The sequence below is a fragment of the Streptomyces sp. NBC_00525 genome (genome assembly GCF_036346595.1).
Lineage (GTDB): Bacteria > Actinomycetota > Actinomycetes > Streptomycetales > Streptomycetaceae > Streptomyces.
In genome coordinates, this window is the sequence record NZ_CP107834.1 from 3,553,107 (window position 1) to 3,575,522 (window position 22,416).

Sequence of the window (22,416 nt, forward strand, 5' to 3'; positions counted from 1 at the left end):
TCCGTATATCGGACACCCGGTCCACATCCTGGCACCGCCGACGTACCCTCGACCACAGTCTTGAACGCAGAAGGAGTGAAGGACGATGCCCACGCTGAGGTCCCGCACAGTCACCCACGGCCGCAACATGGCGGGCGCCCGCGCCCTCATGCGGGCCTCCGGCGTAGCGAGCGAGGACATCGGCAAGCCGATCATCGCCGTCGCCAACTCCTTCACCGAGTTCGTCCCCGGTCACACCCACCTCGCCCCGGTCGGCCGCATCGTCTCCGAGGCGATCAAGGCCGCCGGTGCCGTGCCCCGTGAGTTCAACACCATCGCGGTGGACGACGGCATCGCCATGGGCCACGGCGGCATGCTCTACAGCCTGCCCTCCCGCGACCTCATCGCGGACAGCGTCGAGTACATGGTCGAGGCCCACTGCGCCGACGCCCTCATCTGCATCTCGAACTGCGACAAGATCACCCCCGGCATGCTGATGGCCGCGATGCGCCTCAACATTCCGACGGTCTTCGTCTCCGGCGGTCCGATGGAGGCCGGCAAGGCCACCCTCGTCGACGGCACGGTCCGCAAGCTCGACCTGATCAACGCCATCAGCGACGCCGTGGACGAGAACGTCTCGGACGAGGACATCCTCCGTATCGAGGAGAACGCCTGCCCCACCTGCGGCAGCTGTTCCGGCATGTTCACCGCCAACTCGATGAACTGCCTGACCGAGGCCCTGGGCCTCTCCCTGCCCGGCAACGGCTCCGTCCTCGCCACGCACACCGCCCGCAGGGCGCTGTACGAGGAGGCCGGCCGCACGGTCGTGGAGATCACCCGCCGCCACTACGAGCAGGACGACGAGACGGTCCTGCCCCGCTCGATCGGCACCCGCGCCGCGTTCGAGAACGCGATGGCGCTGGACATCGCCATGGGCGGCTCCACCAACACGATCCTGCACCTGCTGGCCGCCGCCCAGGAGGCGGAGCTGGACTACGACCTGGCGGACATCGACGCGGTCTCGCGCCGCGTCCCGTGCCTGTCGAAGGTCGCCCCCAACGTGGCGCCCGGCGGCACGTACTACATGGAGGACGTCCACCGGGCCGGCGGCATCCCCGCCATCCTCGGCGAGCTGCACCGGGGCGGCCTGCTCAACGAGGACGTGCACGCGGTGCACTCCGACACGCTCTCCGAGTGGCTCAAGACCTGGGACGTGCGCGGCGGCTCCCCGTCGCCCGAGGCCGTCGAGCTGTGGCACGCCGCCCCCGGCTGCGTCCGCTCCGCGACCGCCTTCTCGCAGTCGGAGCGCTGGGACACCCTCGACCTGGACGCGGCCGGCGGCTGCATCCGCGACGTGGCGCACGCGTACTCCAAGGACGGCGGCCTCGCCGTCCTCAAGGGGAACATCGCGGTGGACGGCTGCGTCGTGAAGACGGCCGGCGTGGACGAGTCGATCTGGACCTTCGAGGGCCCGGCCGTCGTCTGCGAGTCCCAGGAGGAGGCCGTCGACAAGATCCTCCGCAAGGAGATCAAGGAGGGCGACGTCGTCGTCATCCGCTACGAGGGTCCGCGCGGCGGCCCCGGCATGCAGGAGATGCTCTACCCGACCTCGTTCCTCAAGGGCCGCGGCCTCGGCAAGAGCTGCGCCCTGATCACGGACGGCCGCTTCTCCGGCGGTACGTCGGGCCTCTCCATCGGCCACGCCTCGCCCGAGGCGGCCTCCGGCGGCACGATCGCGCTCGTCGAGGACGGCGACCGCATCCGCATCGACATCCCGAACCGCTCGATCGACCTCCTGGTCCCCGAGGACGAGCTGGCCACCCGCCGCGAGGCGCTGAACGGCGTGTACGCGCCGAAGAACCGCGAGCGCAAGGTCTCGGCCGCGCTGCGCGCGTACGCGGCCATGGCCACCAGCGCCGACCGCGGCGCCGTCCGCGACGTCTCGAAGCTGGGCTGACCCCGCCGCGCGGCCCCCGCCCCACGCGGGGGCCGCGCCCGGCTGCGGGATAATCGACACCGTGAGCGAGAACAGCGAGACCCCCGACGAGGGCACGGCCCCCGGCCCGCCCGAGCCCGCGGCGGCCTCCGCCGGCGCCCCCGCGACCCCGCAGGGCCCGCAGCCCGAGCCGCTGCGCTTCTTCGGCACCACCTGGGTCCACCACGACGGCCACTACGGGCTGCGCCGCGCCGGAGCCGCCATCGGCTCGCTCGCCGCGGCCGTCGCCTCCTGCTTCGTCCTGCGCTTCGCCTTCCAGGGCCTGGAGATCGCCGACATCGGCGGCTTCGTCGGCGCCCTGGTCATCGCGATGTTCGCCATCTGCAGCGCCATCGCCTTCCGCAAGACCTGGGAGGGCTTCGGCAGTCGCCCGGCCGACCCCGCCCGCGAGGACAACCTGCGCGGCCTCAAGACCATCGGCTTCGTCGGCTCCCTGCTCGCGTACTTCTTCCGTACGTTCACCGAGGCACCCGGCGAGAAGCTCCGGCGCACGGAGTACGAGGAGGCCGTCGCCCGCTACGAGAAGCGCCGCGCCTCCCGCACCGGCAACCCGGCCGGCCGCAAGCCCGGCAAGGGCAAGAAGCCCCGCCGCCGGTAACCACCGCACCACCACCACACCCACAAGGGGCCGCGCAGACGCGCGGCCCCTTGACGCGTCGCGCCCCGGCGACAAGAATTCATCACATGATGAATTCTTCGGGCAGCGCCGTCGAGGCCCGTGGCCTCACCGTCGTACGCGGCAGCCGCACCGTCCTCCAGGGCCTCGACTTCACGGTCGAACCCGGCAGGATCACCGGCCTCCTCGGCCCCTCCGGCTGCGGCAAATCCACCCTCATGCGCGCCGTCGTCGGCACCCAGGCCAAGGTGACCGGCACGCTCACGGTGCTCGGCAGCCCCGCCGGACACCCCTCCCTGCGCCCCCGCGTCGGGTACGTCACCCAGGCGCCCTCCGTCTACACCGACCTCACCGTCCGGCAGAACCTCGACTACTTCGCCGCGATCCTCCGGCCCGGCCGCGCCCACCGCGACGAGCGCCGCGCCGCCGTCACCCGCGCGCTCACCGAAGTGGACCTGACCAGCCACGAGGACGCCCTCGCCGGCAACCTCTCCGGCGGCCAGCGCACCCGGGTCTCCCTCGCCGTCGCCCTCCTCGGCACCCCGGACCTGCTCGTCCTCGACGAACCGACCGTCGGCCTGGACCCGGTCCTGCGCCGCGACCTGTGGCAGCTGTTCCACACCCTCGCCGCCGAACGCGGCACCACCCTGCTCATCTCCTCGCACGTCATGGACGAGGCCGAACGCTGCCACCGGCTGCTCCTGATGCGCGAGGGCCGCATCCTCGCCGACGACACCCCCGAAGCCCTGCGCACCACCGCCGGCACCGACACCGTCGAGGCGGCCTTCCTCCACCTGGTCGACGCGGCCGCCCACCGCAAGGAGAACGACCGATGACCACCACCCACACCGCCCTCGCAGCTCCTGCGGGGAGCGCGCCGCCGCTGAGCCCCGCCCGCACCCTGGCCACCGCCGCCCGCGTCCTGCGCCAGCTCGCCCACGACCCCCGCACGGTCGCGCTGCTCCTGCTGGTCCCGGCCGTCCTGATCACCCTGCTGCGGTACGTCTTCGACGGCTCCCCGCACACCTTCGACTCCATCGGGGCCTCGCTGCTCGGCATCTTCCCGCTGATCACGATGTTCCTGGTGACCTCGATCGCCACCCTGCGCGAGCGCACCTCCGGCACCCTGGAGCGCCTGCTCGCCATGCCGCTGGGCAAGGGCGACCTGATCGCCGGTTACGCGCTCGCCTTCGGCGCCGTCGCCGTACTCCAGTCGCTCCTGGCCACCGGCCTGTCGGTGTGGGCCCTCGGCCTGGACGTCATGGGCTCGCCCTGGCTGCTGCTCCTGGTCGCCCTGCTGGACGCGCTGCTCGGCACGGCACTCGGGCTGTTCGTCTCGGCGTTCGCGGCCTCCGAGTTCCAGGCCGTGCAGTTCATGCCCGCGGTGATCTTCCCGCAGCTCCTGCTCTGCGGCCTCTTCGTGCCGCGCGACCGCATGGCCCCGTTCCTGGAGGCCATCTCGGACGTGCTGCCCATGTCGTACGCCGTGGACGGCATGAACGAGGTCCTCCGGCACGCCGACGTGACCGGCGCCTTCGTCCGCGACGTCCTGATCGTCGCGGGCTGCGCGCTGCTGGTCCTGGGCCTCGGCACCGCCACGCTCCGCCGCCGCACCGTGTGACCGGGCGGTGCGAAGATGGCGCCGACGAGCACTGAGCACCGCGCACATCGAGCACCGCCCGGAGGGTGAACGGCATGACCCAGACAGTTGCAGTCCTCGGTACCGGCAAGATCGGTGAGGCCCTGCTCAGCGGGGTGATCCGGAGCGGCCGGCGCCCGGCGGACCTGCTGGTCACCACCCGCCGCTCGGACCGGGCCGCCGAACTGCGCGACCGCTACGGCGTGGACGCCGTCACCAACGCGGAGGCGGCGAAGCGGGCCGACATCCTCATCCTCGCGGTCAAGCCCCAGGACATGGGCCGCCTCCTGGACGAGCTGGCCCCGCACCTCACCGCCGACCGCCTGGTGATCAGCGCGGCGGCCGGCATCACGACCGCGTTCATCGAGGAGCGCCTCGGCGCCGGCACCCCGGTCGTACGCGTCATGCCGAACACGCCGGTCCTGGTGGACGAGGGCATGTCCGTCATCTCGGGCGGCAGCCATGCCACGAGCGAGCACCTCGCCGCGACGGAGGCCATCTTCAAGGGCGTCGGCAAGACCCTGCGCGTTCCGGAGTCCCAGCAGGACGCGGCCACCGCCCTGTCCGGTTCGGGCCCGGCGTACTTCTACTTCCTGGTGGAGGCGATGACGGACGCGGGCATCCTGCTGGGGCTGCCGCGCGCCCAGGCCCACGACCTGATCGTGCAGGCGGCGATCGGCGCCGCCGTGATGCTCCGGGACAGCGGCGAGCACCCGGTCAAGCTCCGCGAGGCCGTCACCAGCCCGGCCGGCACGACCATCAGCGCCATCCGCGAGCTGGAGAACCACGGGGTACGAGCGGCCCTCATCGCCGCCCTCGAAGCGGCCCGGGACCGCAGCCGCGAGCTGGCCTCCGGCAACGGCTGACCCCGCTCGGCAGCCATGGGCAACCCTTGGGTTGACACGCCGCCTCCCGGTACGTAGTGTGCTCCGAGTTGTCCGACGTGAGCGCCGACCCCGGTCGGTCCCCGGACAGCCATTCCGCAGTAACCACAACGAGCACGCGACAGCTGTCGCATGTCTTGCTGTGCGCATATGCGAAATGAGGAATCCACGTTCGAAGGAGCGTGACCCCGATTAGCGTCGGGGCCCAGGATTCCGCTAATGTCTCACTCGTCGGAACGGCCCAACGGCCGGGAGGACAAGCCCCGCTGACTGGGAATCAGGCCCGAAAGGATCTGATAGAGTCGGACTCGCCGGAAAGGGAAACGCGAAAGCGAAGACCTGGAAAGCGAAAAAATGATTGACCCGCTTCGACCGGGAATCGGACACGAAAGAGTCTGATAGAGTCGGAAACGCAAGACCGAAGGGAAGCGCCCGGAGGAAAGCCCGCAGGGGTGAGTACAAAGGAAGCGTCCGTTCCTTGAGAACTCAACAGCGTGCCAAAAGTCAACGCCAGATATGTTGATACCCCGGCCTGCTTCGGCAGGTTGGAGGTTCCTTTGAAAGTCCTGTGCGATCCCTTGTGGATCGGGCAGGCAAAAAACACAGCGAGGACGCAGTGGACGACGGGTCATATTCCGACCTTGCTCGTTCCGCTCTCGTGATGTGTGGTCCCGATTACGGGAAAACATTCACGGAGAGTTTGATCCTGGCTCAGGACGAACGCTGGCGGCGTGCTTAACACATGCAAGTCGAACGATGAAGCCCTTCGGGGTGGATTAGTGGCGAACGGGTGAGTAACACGTGGGCAATCTGCCCTTCACTCTGGGACAAGCCCTGGAAACGGGGTCTAATACCGGATACCACTTTCTCCCTCCTGGGAGAAGGTTGAAAGCTCCGGCGGTGAAGGATGAGCCCGCGGCCTATCAGCTAGTTGGTGGGGTAATGGCCTACCAAGGCGACGACGGGTAGCCGGCCTGAGAGGGCGACCGGCCACACTGGGACTGAGACACGGCCCAGACTCCTACGGGAGGCAGCAGTGGGGAATATTGCACAATGGGCGAAAGCCTGATGCAGCGACGCCGCGTGAGGGATGACGGCCTTCGGGTTGTAAACCTCTTTCAGCAGGGAAGAAGCGAAAGTGACGGTACCTGCAGAAGAAGCGCCGGCTAACTACGTGCCAGCAGCCGCGGTAATACGTAGGGCGCAAGCGTTGTCCGGAATTATTGGGCGTAAAGAGCTCGTAGGCGGCTTGTCGCGTCGGTTGTGAAAGCCCGGAGCTTAACTCCGGGTCTGCAGTCGATACGGGCAGGCTAGAGTGTGGTAGGGGAGATCGGAATTCCTGGTGTAGCGGTGAAATGCGCAGATATCAGGAGGAACACCGGTGGCGAAGGCGGATCTCTGGGCCATTACTGACGCTGAGGAGCGAAAGCGTGGGGAGCGAACAGGATTAGATACCCTGGTAGTCCACGCCGTAAACGTTGGGAACTAGGTGTTGGCGACATTCCACGTCGTCGGTGCCGCAGCTAACGCATTAAGTTCCCCGCCTGGGGAGTACGGCCGCAAGGCTAAAACTCAAAGGAATTGACGGGGGCCCGCACAAGCAGCGGAGCATGTGGCTTAATTCGACGCAACGCGAAGAACCTTACCAAGGCTTGACATACACCGGAAAGCATCAGAGATGGTGCCCCCCTTGTGGTCGGTGTACAGGTGGTGCATGGCTGTCGTCAGCTCGTGTCGTGAGATGTTGGGTTAAGTCCCGCAACGAGCGCAACCCTTGTTCTGTGTTGCCAGCATGCCCTTCGGGGTGATGGGGACTCACAGGAGACTGCCGGGGTCAACTCGGAGGAAGGTGGGGACGACGTCAAGTCATCATGCCCCTTATGTCTTGGGCTGCACACGTGCTACAATGGCCGGTACAATGAGCTGCGATGCCGTGAGGCGGAGCGAATCTCAAAAAGCCGGTCTCAGTTCGGATTGGGGTCTGCAACTCGACCCCATGAAGTCGGAGTTGCTAGTAATCGCAGATCAGCATTGCTGCGGTGAATACGTTCCCGGGCCTTGTACACACCGCCCGTCACGTCACGAAAGTCGGTAACACCCGAAGCCGGTGGCCCAACCCCTTGTGGGAGGGAGCTGTCGAAGGTGGGACTGGCGATTGGGACGAAGTCGTAACAAGGTAGCCGTACCGGAAGGTGCGGCTGGATCACCTCCTTTCTAAGGAGCATCTAGATTCCGCAAGGGATCCAGAGCCACTACGTCGGCAAACGTCCGACGGTGGTCAGCTCATGGGTGGAACGTTGACTACTCGGCACGGTGGGTGAACCTGCTGCTAGTACTGCTCTTCGGAGCGTGGAACGTGGTGGGTGGCTTACCGGGTCGGGCACGCTGTTGGGTATCTGAAGGTACGGCCGTGATGGTCGTCCTTCGGTTGCCGGCCCCAGTGAACTCATCCCGGTTGGGGTGGGGTGGTGGGTGGCTGGTCGTTGTTTGAGAACTGCACAGTGGACGCGAGCATCTGTGGCCAAGTTTTTAAGGGCGCACGGTGGATGCCTTGGCACCAGGAACCGATGAAGGACGTGGGAGGCCGCGATAGGCCCCGGGAGCTGTCAACCGAGCTTTGATCCGGGGGTGTCCGAATGGGGAAACCCGGCAGTCGTCATGGGCTGTCACCCGCTGCTGAACACATAGGCAGTGTGGAGGGAACGCGGGGAAGTGAAACATCTCAGTACCCGCAGGAAGAGAAAACAACCGTGATTCCGGGAGTAGTGGCGAGCGAAACTGGATCAGGCCAAACCGTATGCGTGTGATACCCGGCAGGGGTTGCGCATGCGGGGTTGTGGGATCTCTCTTTCACAGTCTGCCGGCTGTGAGACAAGTCAGAAACCGTTGGTGTAGGCGAAGGACATGCGAAAGGTCCGGCGTAGAGGGTAAGACCCCCGTAGCTGAAACATCAGCGGCTTGTTTGAGAGACACCCAAGTAGCACGGGGCCCGAGAAATCCCGTGTGAATCTGGCGGGACCACCCGTTAAGCCTAAATATTCCCTGGTGACCGATAGCGGATAGTACCGTGAGGGAATGGTGAAAAGTACCGCGGGAGCGGAGTGAAATAGTACCTGAAACCGTGTGCCTACAAGCCGTGGGAGCGTCGCATGCAAGCTTGCTTGCATGTCGTGACTGCGTGCCTTTTGAAGAATGAGCCTGCGAGTTAGCGGTGTGTAGCGAGGTTAACCCGTGTGGGGAAGCCGTAGCGAAAGCGAGTCCGAACAGGGCGATTGAGTTGCACGCTCTAGACCCGAAGCGGAGTGATCTAGCCATGGGCAGGTTGAAGCGGAGGTAAGACTTCGTGGAGGACCGAACCCACCAGGGTTGAAAACCTGGGGGATGACCTGTGGTTAGGGGTGAAAGGCCAATCAAACTCCGTGATAGCTGGTTCTCCCCGAAATGCATTTAGGTGCAGCGTCGTGTGTTTCTTGCCGGAGGTAGAGCACTGGATAGGCGATGGGCCCTACCGGGTTACTGACCTTAGCCAAACTCCGAATGCCGGTAAGTGAGAGCGCGGCAGTGAGACTGTGGGGGATAAGCTCCATGGTCGAGAGGGAAACAGCCCAGAGCATCGACTAAGGCCCCTAAGCGTACGCTAAGTGGGAAAGGATGTGGAGTCGCAGAGACAACCAGGAGGTTGGCTTAGAAGCAGCCACCCTTGAAAGAGTGCGTAATAGCTCACTGGTCAAGTGATTCCGCGCCGACAATGTAGCGGGGCTCAAGCGTACCGCCGAAGTCGTGTCATTCCAGCATGAAGGGTTAACGCCTGCTGGGATGGGTAGGGGAGCGTCGTGTGCCGGGTGAAGCAGCCGCGGAAGCGAGTTGTGGACGGTTCACGAGTGAGAATGCAGGCATGAGTAGCGATACACACGTGAGAAACGTGTGCGCCGATTGACTAAGGGTTCCTGGGTCAAGCTGATCTGCCCAGGGTAAGTCGGGACCTAAGGCGAGGCCGACAGGCGTAGTCGATGGACAACCGGTTGATATTCCGGTACCCGCTTTGAAACGCCCAGTACTGAGCCCATTAATGCTAAGTCCGTGAAGCCGGCCCGATCTCTTCGGAGTTGAGGGTAGTGGTGGAGCCGACGAACCAAGGTGGTAGTAGGTAAGCGATGGGGTGACGCAGGAAGGTAGTCCAGCCCAGGCGGTGGTTGTCCTGGGGTAAGGGTGTAGGCCGTGTGGTAGGCAAATCCGTCACACGTTAAGGCTGAGACCTGATGCCGAGCCGATTGTGGTGAAGTGGATGATCCTATGCTGTCGAGAAAAGCCTCTAGCGAGTTTCATGGCGGCCCGTACCCTAAACCGACTCAGGTGGTCAGGTAGAGAATACCGAGGCGTTCGGGTGAACTATGGTTAAGGAACTCGGCAAAATGCCCCCGTAACTTCGGGAGAAGGGGGGCCATTCCTGGTGATCCGATTTACTTGGTGAGCTGGGGGTGGCCGCAGAGACCAGCGAGAAGCGACTGTTTACTAAAAACACAGGTCCGTGCGAAGCCGTAAGGCGATGTATACGGACTGACGCCTGCCCGGTGCTGGAACGTTAAGGGGACCGGTTAGCTGCTCTTCGGGGTGGCGAAGCTGAGAACTTAAGCGCCAGTAAACGGCGGTGGTAACTATAACCATCCTAAGGTAGCGAAATTCCTTGTCGGGTAAGTTCCGACCTGCACGAATGGCGTAACGACTTCTCGACTGTCTCAACCATAGGCCCGGTGAAATTGCACTACGAGTAAAGATGCTCGTTTCGCGCAGCAGGACGGAAAGACCCCGGGACCTTTACTATAGTTTGATATTGGTGTTCGGTTCGGCTTGTGTAGGATAGGTGGGAGACTTTGAAGCGGCCACGCCAGTGGTTGTGGAGTCGTCGTTGAAATACCACTCTGGTCGTGCTGGATGTCTAACCTGGGTCCGTGATCCGGATCAGGGACAGTGTCTGATGGGTAGTTTAACTGGGGCGGTTGCCTCCTAAAGGGTAACGGAGGCGCCCAAAGGTTCCCTCAGCCTGGTTGGCAATCAGGTGTTGAGTGTAAGTGCACAAGGGAGCTTGACTGTGAGACCGACGGGTCGAGCAGGGACGAAAGTCGGGACTAGTGATCCGGCAGTGGCTTGTGGAAGCGCTGTCGCTCAACGGATAAAAGGTACCCCGGGGATAACAGGCTGATCTTCCCCAAGAGTCCATATCGACGGGATGGTTTGGCACCTCGATGTCGGCTCGTCGCATCCTGGGGCTGGAGTCGGTCCCAAGGGTTGGGCTGTTCGCCCATTAAAGCGGTACGCGAGCTGGGTTTAGAACGTCGTGAGACAGTTCGGTCCCTATCCGCTGTGCGCGTAGGAATATTGAGAAGGGCTGTCCCTAGTACGAGAGGACCGGGACGGACGAACCTCTGGTGTGCCAGTTGTTCTGCCAAGGGCATGGCTGGTTGGCTACGTTCGGAAAGGATAACCGCTGAAAGCATCTAAGCGGGAAGCCTGCTTCAAGATGAGTATTCCCACCAACTTGATTGGTTAAGGCTCCCAGTAGACGACTGGGTTGATAGGCCAGATGTGGAAGCCCGGTAACGGGTGGAGCTGACTGGTACTAATAGGCCGAGGGCTTGTCCTCAGTTGCTCGCGTCCACTGTGTTAGTTCTGAAATAACGAACAGCCGTGTCCATGTCCGGTCTTGTTCAGAATTTCATAGTGTTTCGGTGGTCATTGCGTTAGGGAAACGCCCGGTTACATTCCGAACCCGGAAGCTAAGCCTTTCAGCGCCGATGGTACTGCAGGGGGGACCCTGTGGGAGAGTAGGACGCCGCCGAACAATCATTGTGGGAAAGCCCCGTGCCCTTGTGGCACGGGGCTTTTCTGCGTTTCCGGGGGCCTTTCAGCCCGGTGTCACCAGATGGGTGTCGTACGCCAGGATCACCGCCTGGACGCGGTCCCTGGCCCCCGTCTTCGCGAGAACGCGGGAGACATGGGTCTTCACCGTCGACTCCGCGAGGTGCAGGCGCTCCGAAATCTCGGCGTTGCTCCAGCCCTGCCCGATGACGGTGAGGATTTCCAGTTCCCGCCCCGTGAGCCCCGCGATCCGAGGGTCCTGGGTGGCGGGTTCGCCCGGCGCGGCCGGCAAGTGCTGTACGTACGCGTCCAGCAGACGGCGAGTCAGGCTGGGGGCGACCACCGCGTCTCCGCCGGCCACGGCCCGTACCCCGGAAAGCAGTTCCTCCGGCAGGGCGTCCTTGATGAGGAAGCCGCTGGCGCCGGCGCGGAGCCCGTCGTACGCGTACCGGTCCAGGTCGAAGGTGGTGACGATCAGGACCCGGGTGCGGGAGCCCGCCCTGATGATGCGGCGGGTCGCCTCGATGCCGTCCAGGAGCGGCATCCGGATGTCCATCAGCACCACGTCCGGCTGGTGCCGGGCGACGAGCTGGAGCGCTTCGTGGCCGTTGGCGGCCTCACCGACGACCGTCAGGTCGTCCTGGCTCTCCAACAGCATGCGGAAGCCGAAACGTTGCATCGGCTGGTCGTCCGCGATGAGCACGGTCGTCACGAGGGGGAGTCCTCCAGGGGGAGCCGCAGCCGTACCTGCCAGCCGGGTCCGGCCGACGACGGTCCGGCTTCGAGTGTGCCGTCGTACAGGGAGGCGCGGGCGCGCATCTCCGTGATGCCCTGCCCGGTGCCGGTGGCGGATGCCTCCGGGGCCGGGCGCGGGCTGCCATTGTCCGTGATGAGGGCTTCGAGGGCGCCAGGCCGGTGGTCCAGGGTGACTTCGGCCGCGAGTTCCGGAGCCGGGCCCGCGTGTTTCAGGGTGTTCGTCAGGGCTTCCTGCACCACCCGGTACACCGTCAGCTGCCGCCCCGGACTGGGCGGATGGGGCGGCGGTGTCCCCCGTACACACAGCCGTACGGGCAGACCCGCCCGGCGTACGCCGTCCAGCAGCGCGTCGATGTCGTCGAGGGTGGGCTGCGGGGTGCGGTCGGCGTCCTCCGGGTCGTCCCGCAGCACACCGAGCAGCCGGCGCAGCTCGGCGAGGGCCTGGCGGCTGGTGGTGCCGATGGCCTGGAGCGCCTGGGCCGCGCGTTCCGGGTTGCGGGCCGCGGCGTACGAGCCGCCGTCGGCCAGGCCCGTGATGACGGAGAGGTTGTGGCCGATGATGTCGTGCATCTCGCGGGCGATGCGGGTCCGTTCCTCGGCGGCGGCGAGGCGGGCCTGCTGGTCGCGTTCGCGTTCCAGCCGGTCGGCCCGGTCGACCAGGGCCTCCGTGTACTCCTTGCGCGTGCGCACCACGATGCCGGCAAGGGCGGCGATGGCGAACATCCAGACGTGCGGAAGCAGCAGCTGGGACCACTCGTCCGGGAAGCGGGCCGAGGCGATGACCAGCGGGGCGGCGATCAGGGCGCCGGATCGGGCGAGGGTGCGCATCGGCAGCCGTACCGCGATGTTGAAGACCGCGATCTCCTGGAGCAGCGATGCCTGGATGACCGCGCCCGTCCAGGCGTTGGCCAGGGAGAACGGTGCCATGAAGGCGAGCACGGTCAGCGGGTGGGAGCGGCGCCACAGCAGTGGTGCGGAGAACGCGACGCTCATCGTGAGCACCAGCGGCGTCGGCACCTGCGCGTCGATGGCGACCGTTCTCCAGCCGCGGGTGGAGACGTCGAGTACGGCGAAGAGCACCCAGAACGCTGTGAGCGTGCTGTTCCAGACGGCGGGGTGGCGGCGGTCGAAGGCGCGGACGCGCTGGAGCAGGCGTTGCAGGTGCCGGGTCAGCGGGGTGGGGCCGGAGGTGGGCGGCGGCCGCCGGTCCGTGGCGTTGTCCGTCACTCGTACCCTCCGGCGTTCCCGCTGCGTACGGTTCATGCGTCCCGGCGGCGCAGGAGTACGGCCGCCGCGACCAGTGTGGCCGAGGCCCACAGGAGCAGGGCGAGCAGGGCGGGGCCGGGTGCGGCGGCGTCCGGCAGCGGGGTCGAGGAGCCGAGGACGCCCGCGGCCTGGGTGGGGAAGTAGCGGACGGCGGTCTCCACGATGTCGTACGGGAGCATGGTGATGACCTCGGGGAGGATCATCACACCGCCGACGAAGGCGCCGATGGCTCCGGGGACGGAGCGCAGGAGGGCGCCGAGGCCCAGGGCGATGAGGCCGAGGAGGGTGACTCCGGCGGCGTTCCCCGCGATGGCGCGCAGTACACCCGGATCGGTGAGGGAAGCGGCCTGGTCCGTGTCCTGGAGGAAGTACTGGGCGGTGACGAAGGTGAGGAGCCCGGTCGCGAGCATGAGGGTGAAGACCGTGGCCGTGAAGACGGCCGCCTTCGCCCACAGGACGGGGAGCCTGCGAGGGACCGCGGTGAGCGAGGCGCGGATCAGGCCGGTGGAGTACTCGCCCGCGGTGACGAGGATGCCCAGGACCACCGTGCAGAGGGAGGCGAGGAGTGAGCCGTAGAGGACGAGGATGACGGTGTCGACGTCCGAGTCGCCGCCGTCGGAGGAGTAGGTCGAGCCCATGGCGATGCCGACGCCGAGGACGAAGGCGACGGCCAGTCCCAGGGTGATCCAGCTGGAGCGCAGGGTGTGCAGCTTGTGCCATTCGGAGTGGAGCACCCGCAGAGGTGTGACCCGGTAGGGGTGGGGAAGGGCGCTGGTGTTCATGCGGGGGCTCCGGTCGGTGCGCTCGGTGTGGTGGATGCGGGGGCGGTGGTCCGGTAGTCGACGGACTCCTGGGTGAGATCCATGAACGCCTGTTCGAGGGATGCGGTGCGCGGGGTGAGTTCGTAGAGGGGGATGGCGTGGGCGGCGGCGGTGCGGCCGATGTGTTCGGCGTCCGTGCCGCGTACGTCCAGCCGGTCGGAGCCGGGCGCGGTGGTGATGTCGATGCCGGGTCCGCGCAGCAGGTCGCGCAGGGCGGCGGGTTCGGGGGTCACGACGGTCACGGAGCCGCCGCCGGCGGTGGCGGTGAAGTCGGTGACCGTGGTGTCGGCGAGGAGGCGGCCGCGTCCGATGATGACGAGGTGGTCGGCGGTGAGGGCCATTTCGCTCATCAGGTGCGAGGAGATCAGGACCGTGCGGCCCTGGGCGGCCAGGTCGCGCAGGAGGGTGCGCATCCAGAGGACGCCTTCCGGGTCCAGGCCGTTGACCGGTTCGTCGAGGATGACGGTGGCCGGGTCGCCGAGCAGGGCGGCGGCGATGCCCAGGCGCTGGCCCATGCCGAGCGAGAACCCCTTGACGCGCTTTCCGGCGACGGCGGTCAGTCCGGCGAGGCCGATGACGTGGTCGACGCGGCCGCGCGGGATGCCGTGGGTGTGGGCGAGGGCCATCAGATGGTGGAAGGCGGTCCGGCCGGGGTGGACGGAGCGGGCCTCCAGCAGGGCACCGACCTCGGTGAGGGGTGCGCTGTGGGTGGTGTAGTCGCGGCCGCCGATCGTGGAGCGGCCTCGGGTGGGGGCGTCCAGGCCGAGCAGCATCCGCATGGTGGTGGACTTCCCGGCGCCGTTGGGGCCGAGGAAGCCGGTCACGGTGCCGGGGCGGACGGTGAAGTCGAGATCCTGGACGACGGTGGTGTCTCCGTACCGCTTGGTGAGTGCGTGTGCCCTGATCATGTGCTCGACGCTACGGAGCCGGCGCGGGGCGGGCGTCGGACCGGGGGCGGGAGGTTTACGGCCGCGTAGTACCGGGGTACGACGCCGCGCCGGGGCGGTCGGCCGGGGCCGCCGGGCCGGGGGAATCCGTTTGCGTGGTCGTCGCGGCGCGGGTCAGGATCGGCGCATGGACTACGAGATACGGCCGGTGCGCGCCGATGAGTGGCAGTCGGTGCGGGACCTGCGGTTGGCCGCGTTGCGGGACCCGGTCGCCCCGGTGGCGTTCCTGGAGACGTACGAGCAGGGCCTGGAGCGGTCCGAGGAGGCGTGGCGGGAACGGACGGTGGACGCCTCCGATGAGGGTGCGGGTCAGGTGCGGCAGTTCGTCGCCGAGGGTCCGGACGGTTCCTGGGCGGGCTCGGTGACCGTGCTCGTCGAGGGCCCGGATGTGGAGGCGCGTTTCGGGGAGCCGGCCGCGGTGAACCAGGGGCATCTGGTCGGTGTGTTCGTACGGCCGGAGGCGCGGGGCGCGGGGGTGGCCGACGCGCTGTTCCGGGCGGCCGTGGACTGGGCGTGGTCGCTGGAGAAGCCGCGGCTGGAACGCGTACGGCTGTATGTGCACGAGCACAATCCGCGTGCCGCCGCGTTCTACCGGAGGTTTGGCTTCGCGCCGACCGGGGAGACCGTGCCGATGCCGGGTGATCCGGCGGTGCGGGAGCTGGAGTACGCGCTGGCGCGGCCCTGAGCGCCGCTTCTCACAGGGTGCTGGGTGTGCGGAGCTGCTGCGTCCAGTGGGAGCGGGCCTGTTCCGGGGAGCGGAGCAGGGCGACGGTGTCGAGGCCGCGGGTCTGGCCGGTCCGCAGGAGTTCCGGCAGCCGGGGCAGGGGTGCGACGGCCGCGATGTCGTCGAGGACGAGCGTCATTGGTGGGTCGAGCCGGCCGTCGGATGACCGTGCGGCCATGCGACGGCCGTGCTCGACCACGTCTGAGGCGAGCGCGGTGAGCAGGGGCATGGTCCCCGGGCCGGTTCGCGGGGTCTCGATGGATTCACCCACCACATAGAGGCTGCCCCCTTCGGCCGCGAAGGAATCCAGCGCGAGGGTGTCGGCCCGGTTGGGTGTGCAGGCGTCCCGGACGTGGACGGAGGAGAGCGCGACGAAGGCCCGTACCGTCAGTTCCTGGGCCATTTCCCGGCGTTCGGGGTGCCCGGTGAGCGCTGACTCGAGGAGTCCGGCGAGGCCGGGGGCGGCCTTCGGGTGGGTGCGCAGCAGGCGGACCGGTTCATGGGCGTTGCCGCCGCCGGCCCAGCGGTGGACCTGGCGGAAGGGGCGGCCGTCGATGGCGGCGGCGTGCAGCCAGCAGCGCAGCAGGGTTTCGGCGGTGTCGGCCGTGGCCGCGTCGGTACGGCCCTGGGGCCGGACGGGGGCGAGGAGCGCGGCGGCGCGGGAGGCCGCGCGTTCGGCGTCTTCGCAGCCGGTGGTGGGGGCCCAGTGCAGCCGGTCCGGGGTGTCGCAGAGGTGGCCGGGGTCGTAGACGAGGACCGGGCCGAGCTTGGCGCGGGCGTCCTTGGTCTCGGCCCACAGGCTGGGGTCGGCGGTGACCACGAGCACGGGCCCGTCGGCTTCCTGGATCGCCTGGAGGGCGGTGGCCCGGCGGGTGGGGGCGGGGCCGTAGAGGACGAGCGGGGTGCGCGGGGCGGGCACGGCGGCCGGCGGGGGCGGGGTGTGCGCGGGCTCCGGCGCGGGGTGTGGTGCCGCGGGGTGCGGCAGGGCTTGGGCTTGGGGGATGGGTGCGGTTTCGGGGCCGTGTTCCGTGGGCACGGGGAGCGCCGGTACGGGTGCGGGGGCGCCTGGGGCTGTCTTGGTGAAGGGGTCGGCGGGCTCCGGTGCGGGTTCGGGGAACGCCTGCTCGTCCGCGTACTCCCGCTCCTTGTTCCACCGGCCGCGCTTGCGGCCGGTGGACTGCTGCAGACGGCGCTGTGCCCGCTGCTCGCGGAATGCCTGCTCGTGGCGGGCGAGGCGGTCGGTTCGTTCCGTGCGGCGGTGGGCCAGGACGGCTCGTGAGCGGGTGATGACGCCCATCACGAAGATCGACAGCACCGCGAGCACCATCAGTTCGCCGATGAGCAGGCCCCAGAAGAGGCCGTAGCCGGAGAGTTCGGCGGGTGGGGTGTTCGGCCAGGCGGCGGGCAGGTCGTGCGGGGCGTCCAGCAGCCGGCGCAGGGCCAGGGGTGTTTCGGTGAGGGTGACGCCTTCGGGCCAGGCGCCGTGGGCGAAGAGGCCGGCGAGGCCGGTGGCCGTCCATGCCATCAGGGTCAGGCCGAGAAGGAATACCAGCAGCCCGATGAGCAGGCCGTCGGGGATGCCGCCCCCCTTGCCGTCGCCGGACGTCGCGCCGCCGCTTCCTGCCATGTCATGCCACCGTTGACTCGGACGACTCGTTCAGCCGCTGTTGGTTCTCGATCCTGGCCGCGCGTTCCTCGGCTTTGAGGTCGGCGGCCCGTACATCGTCCGGGATCGGGTCGTCGGCGGACGATTCGGTCATGGCGCGGTCGGTGAAGACGAGGGGGCGTTCGGCTTCGGTGATCAGGTGCTTGACGACCTGTACGTTGCCGTTGACGTCCCAGACCGCGATGCCGGGGGTGAGGGTGGGGATGATCTCGACCGCCCACCGGGGCAGTCCGAGGACCCTGCCGGTGGCTCTGGCCTCGTCGGCCTTCTGGGCGTAGATCGTGCGGGTGGAGGCCATCTTGAGGATGGCGGCGGCCTCCCGTGCGGCGGCGCCGTCGACCACGTCGCTGAGGTGGTGGACGACGGCGACGAAGGACAGCCCGAGGCGGCGGCCGAACTTGAGCAGCCGCTGGAAGAGCTGGGCCACGAATGGCGAGTTGATGATGTGCCAGGCTTCCTCGACCAGGAAGATGCGCTTCTTGCGGTCGGGCCTGATCCAGGTGTGCTCCAGCCAGACGCCGACGATCGCCATCAGGATGGGCATGGCGATGGAGTTGCGGTCGATGTGCGAGAGGTCGAAGACGATCAGCGGGGCGTCCAGATCGATGCCGAAGGATGTCGGGCCGTCGAACATGCCGCGCAGGTCGCCGTCGACGAGCCGGTCGAGGACGAGGGCGACGTCCAGGCCCCAGGCGCGTACGTCGTCGATGTCGACGTTCATCGCCTGGGCGGATTCCGGTTCGGGGTGGCGCAGCTGCTCGACGATGTCGGTGAGGACGGGCTGGCGGTCGGTCGTGGTCGCGTTGACGTAGGCGTGGGCGACCTTGAGCGCGAAGCCGGAGCGTTCGTCGAGGCCGTGGCCCATGGCGACTTCGATGATGGTGCGCAGGAGGGCGAGCTGGCCGGTGGTGGTGATGGCGGGGTCGAGCGGGTTGAGCCGGATGCCGCCGTTGAGGGCGGAGGTGGGGTCGAGGCGGATGGGGGTGAGGCCCAGCTCCTCGGCGATGAGGTTCCACTCGCCGACGCCGTCCTCGCCCTGGGCGTCCAGGACGACGACCTGGCGGTCGCGGAAGCGGAGCTGGCGGAGCACGTACGTCTTCTCCAGGGCGGACTTGCCGTTGCCGGATTCGCCGAGGACCAGCCAGTGGGGGGCGGGGAGCTGCTGCCCGTACAGCTGGAACGGGTCGTAGACGTAGCCCTTGCCTGAGTACACCTCGCGACCGATGATCACGCCGGAGTCGCCGAGGCCGGGGGCCGCGGTGGGCAGATAGACGGCCTGGGCCTGGCCGGTCGAGGTGCGGACGGGCAGCCGGGTGGTCTCCACCTTCCCGAAGAGGAAGGCGGTAAAGGCGTCCGACAACGCGGACAGCGGATCTCGCATGGCGTGACTGACCTCCCTCTCGGTGTCGCGGGCTGGTGGCTAGTGGCGGATGCCGGTGGCGAACGGCAGGGTGTTGACGAAGGCGCGGTGGTGCTCGCGGTCGCACCATTCGAGCTTGAGGTACGACTTTCCGGCGGAGGCGCGGATGGTCCGCTTGTCGCGGGCGAGGGCCTCGGGGGAGCGGGACGAGACGGTGATGTAGCCGACGAGGTTGACTCCGGCGGCGCCGCTGGCGAGGTCTTCGCCGCGCTGGTCGAGGCGGCCGTGGGCGGCGATGTCGCGGGGGTCGACGGTCCGGTTCATCTTGGCCTGGCGGCTGGCCTCGGCGTCGTCGTTGGTCTTCTCGGTCAGCATGCGTTCGATGGCGATCTCGGTGGGTTCGAGGTCCATGCAGACAGCGACCGTGCGGATGACGTCGGGGGTGTGGACGAGGAGCGGGGCCAGGAAGTTGACGCCGACGGGGGTCATCGGCCACTCCTTCACCCAGGCCGTGGAGTGGCACCAGGGGGCGCGGGTGGACGATTCGCGGGTCTTGGCCTGGAGGTAGGTGGGTTCGACGGCGTCGAGCTCGGCGGGCCAGGCGTTGCGCCTGGTCATGGCCTGGATGTGGTCGATGGGGTGGTCCGGGTCGTACATGGAGTGCACGAGGGAGGCGAGCCGGCTCTGGCCGAGGGGCTGGCGGACCCGGATGTCGGCCTCGGCGAGGCGGGCACAGATGTCGGTGAGCTCGCGGGCCATGACGACGGCGAGTCCGGCGTCGCGGTCGAGCTTGCGGCCGGTGTGCGGGCGGGCGGCGCGGGCCATGGCGTTGGCCTCGGCGGCGAGCTCGCGGTTGAAGTGCATGCAGGCGACGAGGTAGGCGCGGTGCTGCTCGCTGGAGGTGGAGACCATGGACTGGAGCTGGTCGTAGGAGTCCTGCAGCCAGCGGGGGGAGTTGTGGTCGCCGCGCTGGGCGACGTCCTTGGCGTGGGCGTCGGGGTCGGCGGGGAGGGTGCGGGCGAGCATCTGGAGGCGGGTGACGAAGCCGTCTCCGTTGGCGACGTGCTTGAGGAGGGTGCCGAAGCGGTCGACGAGGGCTTCCTGGTCCTCGCTGTCGCGGAGGCCGACGCCGGGGCCCTCGATCTCGATGGCGGCGGTGACGGTGCGCCGGTCGGCGTGGAGGAGGACGGCGATCTCGTCGGGGCCGAAGGGGGCGGAGAGCCAGTTGATGCGGCCGATGCCGGGGGGCGGGCCGATCTCGACCTCGCGGCCGTCCGCGCGGGTGCCGGCTTCCATGGCGGAGGAGCGGTAGGTGGTGCCGCGGCGCAGGGAGCGCTTGTAGCTGCGGTTGATCTCGAACCACTTGTAGAAGGTCCGGTGCCGGTACGGGACGTAGACCATGGCGATGGCGAGGAGCGGGAAGCCGGTGAGCAGCACGATGCGCAGGGAGAGGACGGGGATGAGCAGGCCGCTCATCATGCCGAGGAACGCGCCGGCGATGATCAGGGCGATTTCGCCTGTCTCGCGGTTCTTGCCGACGATCGCGTTCGGCCGGGCGCGGCCGATGAGATACGTACGGCGGGGCGCGATGGGATGGGACTGGGTGCTCAACGCCCGCCACCTCCTGTGCGGTTGTTACCTGTGTTGCCTGGACTGCCGGGTCCGCGGGTGCCGCGGCTGCTGTGCGGGGTGCCGGAGGTGGGGCCGGAGCCGCTGCGGGGCGGGGGTGCGGCGGGGGACGCGGAGCTGCCGCCGCTGCCGGTGTTGCGGGAGCTGTGGGCGGCGACTCCGCCGCTGACCGGGTTGGCGGGCCGGGCGCCGCCGCTGCTGCTGGTGTCGCCGCCGTTCTGGCCGCCGCGGCTGCTGTGGGTCTTGATGCCCTGGGAGACGAGGGCGGCGGGGGAGCTGATCATGGCGGCGGCCTGGGAGCCGTCGGTGGCCTGCTTGCGGTTGGTGCGGGCGCCCTGGATCTCGTCGCCGAAGCCGGGGACGAAGCGGTAGATCATGCCGGAGGCGAAGATGGCCAGCAGGATGATGGCGAGGCCGGAGACGACGGCGGAGAAGGCGTCGGGGCCGTCGTCGGAGGAGAGGGCGCCGGCGAGGCCGAGGACGATGACGATGACGGGCTTGACCATGATGACCGCGATCATGATGCCTGCCCAGCGGCGTACGTGGCCCCACATGTTCTTGTCGACGAGGCCGGCGTAGACGGCGGTTCCGAGGAGGGCGCCGACGTAGAGGAGGGCGGCTCGGATGACGAGTTCGAGCCAGAGGATGCCGGCGGCGAGGATCGAGACGAGGGAGACGACGATCAGCATGATCGGGCCGCCGCCGATGTCGGAGTCCTTTTTGAGGGCTTCGGCGAAGGAGCCGAAGAAGACGTCGGTCTGGCCGCCGGAGGAGGAGGCGATGACTTCGGTGACGCCGTCGGTGGCGGAGACGATGGTGTAGAGGATGAGGGGGGTGAAGGCGGAGGCGAGGACGGTGAGCCAGAGGAAGCCGATGGCTTCGGAGATGGCGGTGGTGAGGGGGACGCCGCGGATGGCGCGCTTGGCTACGGCGAGGAGCCAGAGGACGAGGGTGAGGACGGTGGAGGCGGCGAAGACGATGGCGTATTGCTGGAGGAAGCGGGTGTTGGTGAAGTCGACGTTGGCGGTGCTTTTGACTGCGTCGCTGAGCTTGCCCACGATCCAGGCGGCGGCGTCGGCGCAGCCACGGCCGAGGGAGGTGAGCGGGTCGAGGGCGGGGTCGGTGCTGTCGGGCGGAGTCGCCTTGCTGGGACTGGCGTCGCCTTCGCAGTAGTCCTTGGCGAGCCCGACGATGAGGTCGCAGGCTTCGTCGCCCTCCTTGCTGGGCGACGGAGAGGGCGAGGGCTCTGCCGAGGCTCGGGAGGCGAGCAGGATCAGCAGAGGCAGGACGCTCAGTGTGGTCAGGGAGCGCATGCTCCAGCGACGGCTATCGGGCATAGACGAAGCCTCCGTATCCGTCCACCGCACCGGCGATCTCGTCGGCCGAGGAAGCGCGGTTGTCACCACTGACCGGGGTGGGGCCCTCCGTCTGGCTCGATGACTCGATCTTCCAGTCGTTCCCGACCCACTTGAGTCTCTCGGAGATCGTGAACCAGGTCTCCGTCACCGGCTTCGTGGACCCCTCACCGGCCATACCGACGAGTCCGGTGCACCACACTTCCACCGTGGCCGAGTCTGCGGACTGTTCGACCACCTTCGTCCCCACGGGGACCGTACGTGAGACGAACGTCAGACCAGTGGGAGCACTGCCGTCCTCGTTCAGACCCACGTTCTTGAGGAAACCGGGGGAGTAGGCCGTGTCGAGATCGGCGGTCAGCTTCTCGATGACACCGGGATCGTGAGTGGCCTGCACGATGGCCCGGCGGGAAGAGGCGACGAACATCTCGGCGGAGCCCAGGGCTACTGCGTAGTTTGCGGCTGCGCTTTCTGCGCCCTGTTTGTTGTGGGCGAAGCCCGAGGGGATCGTGCCGTTTTTCGTTGTCACCGGTTTGGTGCCCGTGGCCGACGTCGGGGCGGCGGCCGCCTTGTCGCCGGAGCCGGTGCCGGACTTGCCGGACGGGCTGTCGTCGTCGCCCATGTTCGCGAAGGCGATGGCGCCCAGCAGGAGGATCACCACGCCGGCGAAGGTGATGAGGGAGCGGGAGTTGCGGGCCGGGCGGCGGGGGCCGTAGGCGTCGCCGGCCGGCCCGTCGGGCAGGCGGGTGCGGGTCTGGCGGGTGCCGCCGATGGTGCTGTAGGCGTCGCTCGACCGACCCGCGTCGTTGCCGTAGCCGTCCTCGTCGCCGAGACTCATGCCGCGTACGCCCCCTCAACCGTTGCTCGAACCGTGTCCTGGTACGACGGTAGCCGTGCTGCTCTCCGCGCGGACGCGGTGTGG

15 protein-coding genes and 3 rRNA genes are annotated in these 22,416 nt (G+C 67.9%); 9 read left to right on the top strand and 9 right to left on the bottom strand.

Translation table 11 applies throughout. The annotated features are described in order from the left end of the window. Nucleotides 1–85 precede the first annotated feature (85 nt). From ilvD to rrf, 8 genes are all read left to right on the top strand, one after another. Nucleotides 86–1,936 (top strand): dihydroxy-acid dehydratase, encoded by a 1,851-nt coding sequence (gene ilvD, locus OG710_RS15630; RefSeq protein WP_330239872.1) that lies wholly within the window; start codon nt 86–88, stop codon nt 1,934–1,936. 61 nt (nt 1,937–1,997) lie between these two features. Then, complete coding sequence (locus OG710_RS15635) at nt 1,998–2,573, top strand: hypothetical protein (protein WP_111330138.1); 576 nt, start codon at nt 1,998–2,000, stop codon at nt 2,571–2,573. 86 nt (nt 2,574–2,659) lie between these two features. Then, on the top strand, nt 2,660–3,427 hold the full coding sequence (locus OG710_RS15640; protein WP_111330139.1) for an ABC transporter ATP-binding protein: 768 nt from the start codon (nt 2,660–2,662) through the stop codon (nt 3,425–3,427). After that, nucleotides 3,424–4,212, top strand: a complete 789-nt coding sequence (locus tag OG710_RS15645; RefSeq protein WP_330239873.1) for an ABC transporter permease — start codon at nt 3,424–3,426, stop codon at nt 4,210–4,212. The genes OG710_RS15640 and OG710_RS15645 overlap by 4 nt, the downstream gene beginning before the upstream one ends. A gap of 74 nt (nt 4,213–4,286) precedes the next feature. Continuing rightward, a complete protein-coding gene (gene proC, locus OG710_RS15650; protein ID WP_330239874.1) occupies nt 4,287–5,096 on the top strand; it encodes a pyrroline-5-carboxylate reductase in 810 nt (269 codons plus the stop codon). Between the two features lie 706 nt (nt 5,097–5,802). Further along, nucleotides 5,803–7,328 (top strand): 16S ribosomal RNA (locus OG710_RS15655). 305 nt (nt 7,329–7,633) lie between these two features. Continuing rightward, nucleotides 7,634–10,755 (top strand): 23S ribosomal RNA (locus tag OG710_RS15660). A gap of 81 nt (nt 10,756–10,836) precedes the next feature. Beyond that, nucleotides 10,837–10,953, top strand: a 5S ribosomal RNA gene (gene rrf / locus OG710_RS15665). Together the 16S, 23S and 5S rRNA genes form the textbook arrangement of a ribosomal RNA operon. A 63-nt stretch (nt 10,954–11,016) precedes the next feature. Here the strand turns inward: rrf and OG710_RS15670 are convergent. The 4 genes from OG710_RS15670 to OG710_RS15685 are packed head-to-tail and all read right to left on the bottom strand — an operon-like array spanning nt 11,017 to nt 14,721. Then, nucleotides 11,017–11,682 (bottom strand): response regulator transcription factor, encoded by a 666-nt coding sequence (locus tag OG710_RS15670; protein WP_330239875.1) that lies wholly within the window; start codon nt 11,680–11,682, stop codon nt 11,017–11,019. Continuing rightward, nucleotides 11,679–12,989: a sensor histidine kinase gene (locus OG710_RS15675; RefSeq protein WP_330239876.1), complete on the bottom strand. Its 1,311-nt coding sequence runs from the start codon at nt 12,987–12,989 to the stop codon at nt 11,679–11,681. Before OG710_RS15675 ends, OG710_RS15670 begins: the two co-directional genes overlap by 4 nt. Next, nucleotides 12,986–13,774 (bottom strand): ABC transporter permease, encoded by a 789-nt coding sequence (locus OG710_RS15680; protein ID WP_330239877.1) that lies wholly within the window; start codon nt 13,772–13,774, stop codon nt 12,986–12,988. The genes OG710_RS15675 and OG710_RS15680 overlap by 4 nt, the downstream gene beginning before the upstream one ends. Beyond that, nucleotides 13,771–14,721 (bottom strand): ATP-binding cassette domain-containing protein, encoded by a 951-nt coding sequence (locus tag OG710_RS15685; RefSeq protein ID WP_330239878.1) that lies wholly within the window; start codon nt 14,719–14,721, stop codon nt 13,771–13,773. The genes OG710_RS15680 and OG710_RS15685 overlap by 4 nt, the downstream gene beginning before the upstream one ends. Before the next feature lie 166 nt (nt 14,722–14,887). On the opposite strand from OG710_RS15685, the gene OG710_RS15690 reads away from it, so the two are divergent. After that, the gene (locus OG710_RS15690) at nt 14,888–15,445 is read left to right on the top strand and encodes a GNAT family N-acetyltransferase (RefSeq protein WP_330239879.1); all 558 of its coding nucleotides are present in this window, start codon (nt 14,888–14,890) and stop codon (nt 15,443–15,445) included. Between the two features lie 10 nt (nt 15,446–15,455). Here OG710_RS15690 and OG710_RS15695 read toward each other — a convergent pair whose 3' ends face one another. From OG710_RS15695 to OG710_RS15715, 5 genes are read right to left on the bottom strand one after another with little or no spacing between them, the layout of a single operon-like run. Continuing rightward, complete coding sequence (locus OG710_RS15695) at nt 15,456–17,111, bottom strand: type IV secretory system conjugative DNA transfer family protein (RefSeq protein ID WP_330239880.1); 1,656 nt, start codon at nt 17,109–17,111, stop codon at nt 15,456–15,458. A gap of 1 nt (nt 17,112) precedes the next feature. Continuing rightward, a complete protein-coding gene (locus tag OG710_RS15700) occupies nt 17,113–18,531 on the bottom strand; it encodes an ATP-binding protein (RefSeq protein ID WP_330239881.1) in 1,419 nt (472 codons plus the stop codon). A gap of 39 nt (nt 18,532–18,570) precedes the next feature. Next, nucleotides 18,571–20,121 (bottom strand): SCO6880 family protein, encoded by a 1,551-nt coding sequence (locus OG710_RS15705; protein ID WP_111336470.1) that lies wholly within the window; start codon nt 20,119–20,121, stop codon nt 18,571–18,573. Then, complete coding sequence (locus tag OG710_RS15710; protein WP_330239882.1) at nt 20,118–21,476, bottom strand: hypothetical protein; 1,359 nt, start codon at nt 21,474–21,476, stop codon at nt 20,118–20,120. Before OG710_RS15710 ends, OG710_RS15705 begins: the two co-directional genes overlap by 4 nt. Further along, on the bottom strand, nt 21,466–22,332 hold the full coding sequence (locus tag OG710_RS15715) for a hypothetical protein (protein WP_330239883.1): 867 nt from the start codon (nt 22,330–22,332) through the stop codon (nt 21,466–21,468). Before OG710_RS15715 ends, OG710_RS15710 begins: the two co-directional genes overlap by 11 nt. Nucleotides 22,333–22,416: the final 84 nt, after the last annotated feature.

Excerpts from the sequence above, each read along its gene's own strand:
- ilvD (WP_330239872.1), top strand. The coding sequence starts at position 86 with ATGCCCACGCTGAGGTCCCGCACAGTCACCCACGGCCGCAACATGGCG.
- OG710_RS15640 (WP_111330139.1), top strand. The coding sequence starts at position 2,660 with ATGATGAATTCTTCGGGCAGCGCCGTCGAGGCCCGTGGCCTCACCGTC.
- OG710_RS15645 (WP_330239873.1), top strand. The coding sequence starts at position 3,424 with ATGACCACCACCCACACCGCCCTCGCAGCTCCTGCGGGGAGCGCGCCG.
- proC (WP_330239874.1), top strand. The coding sequence starts at position 4,287 with ATGACCCAGACAGTTGCAGTCCTCGGTACCGGCAAGATCGGTGAGGCC.
- OG710_RS15675 (WP_330239876.1), bottom strand. The coding sequence starts at position 12,989 with ATGAACCGTACGCAGCGGGAACGCCGGAGGGTACGAGTGACGGACAAC.
- OG710_RS15680 (WP_330239877.1), bottom strand. The coding sequence starts at position 13,774 with ATGAACACCAGCGCCCTTCCCCACCCCTACCGGGTCACACCTCTGCGG.
- OG710_RS15685 (WP_330239878.1), bottom strand. The coding sequence starts at position 14,721 with ATGATCAGGGCACACGCACTCACCAAGCGGTACGGAGACACCACCGTC.
- OG710_RS15690 (WP_330239879.1), top strand. The coding sequence starts at position 14,888 with ATGGACTACGAGATACGGCCGGTGCGCGCCGATGAGTGGCAGTCGGTG.
- OG710_RS15695 (WP_330239880.1), bottom strand. The coding sequence starts at position 17,111 with ATGGCAGGAAGCGGCGGCGCGACGTCCGGCGACGGCAAGGGGGGCGGC.
- OG710_RS15700 (WP_330239881.1), bottom strand. The coding sequence starts at position 18,531 with ATGCGAGATCCGCTGTCCGCGTTGTCGGACGCCTTTACCGCCTTCCTC.
- OG710_RS15710 (WP_330239882.1), bottom strand. The coding sequence starts at position 21,476 with ATGCCCGATAGCCGTCGCTGGAGCATGCGCTCCCTGACCACACTGAGC.
- OG710_RS15715 (WP_330239883.1), bottom strand. The coding sequence starts at position 22,332 with ATGAGTCTCGGCGACGAGGACGGCTACGGCAACGACGCGGGTCGGTCG.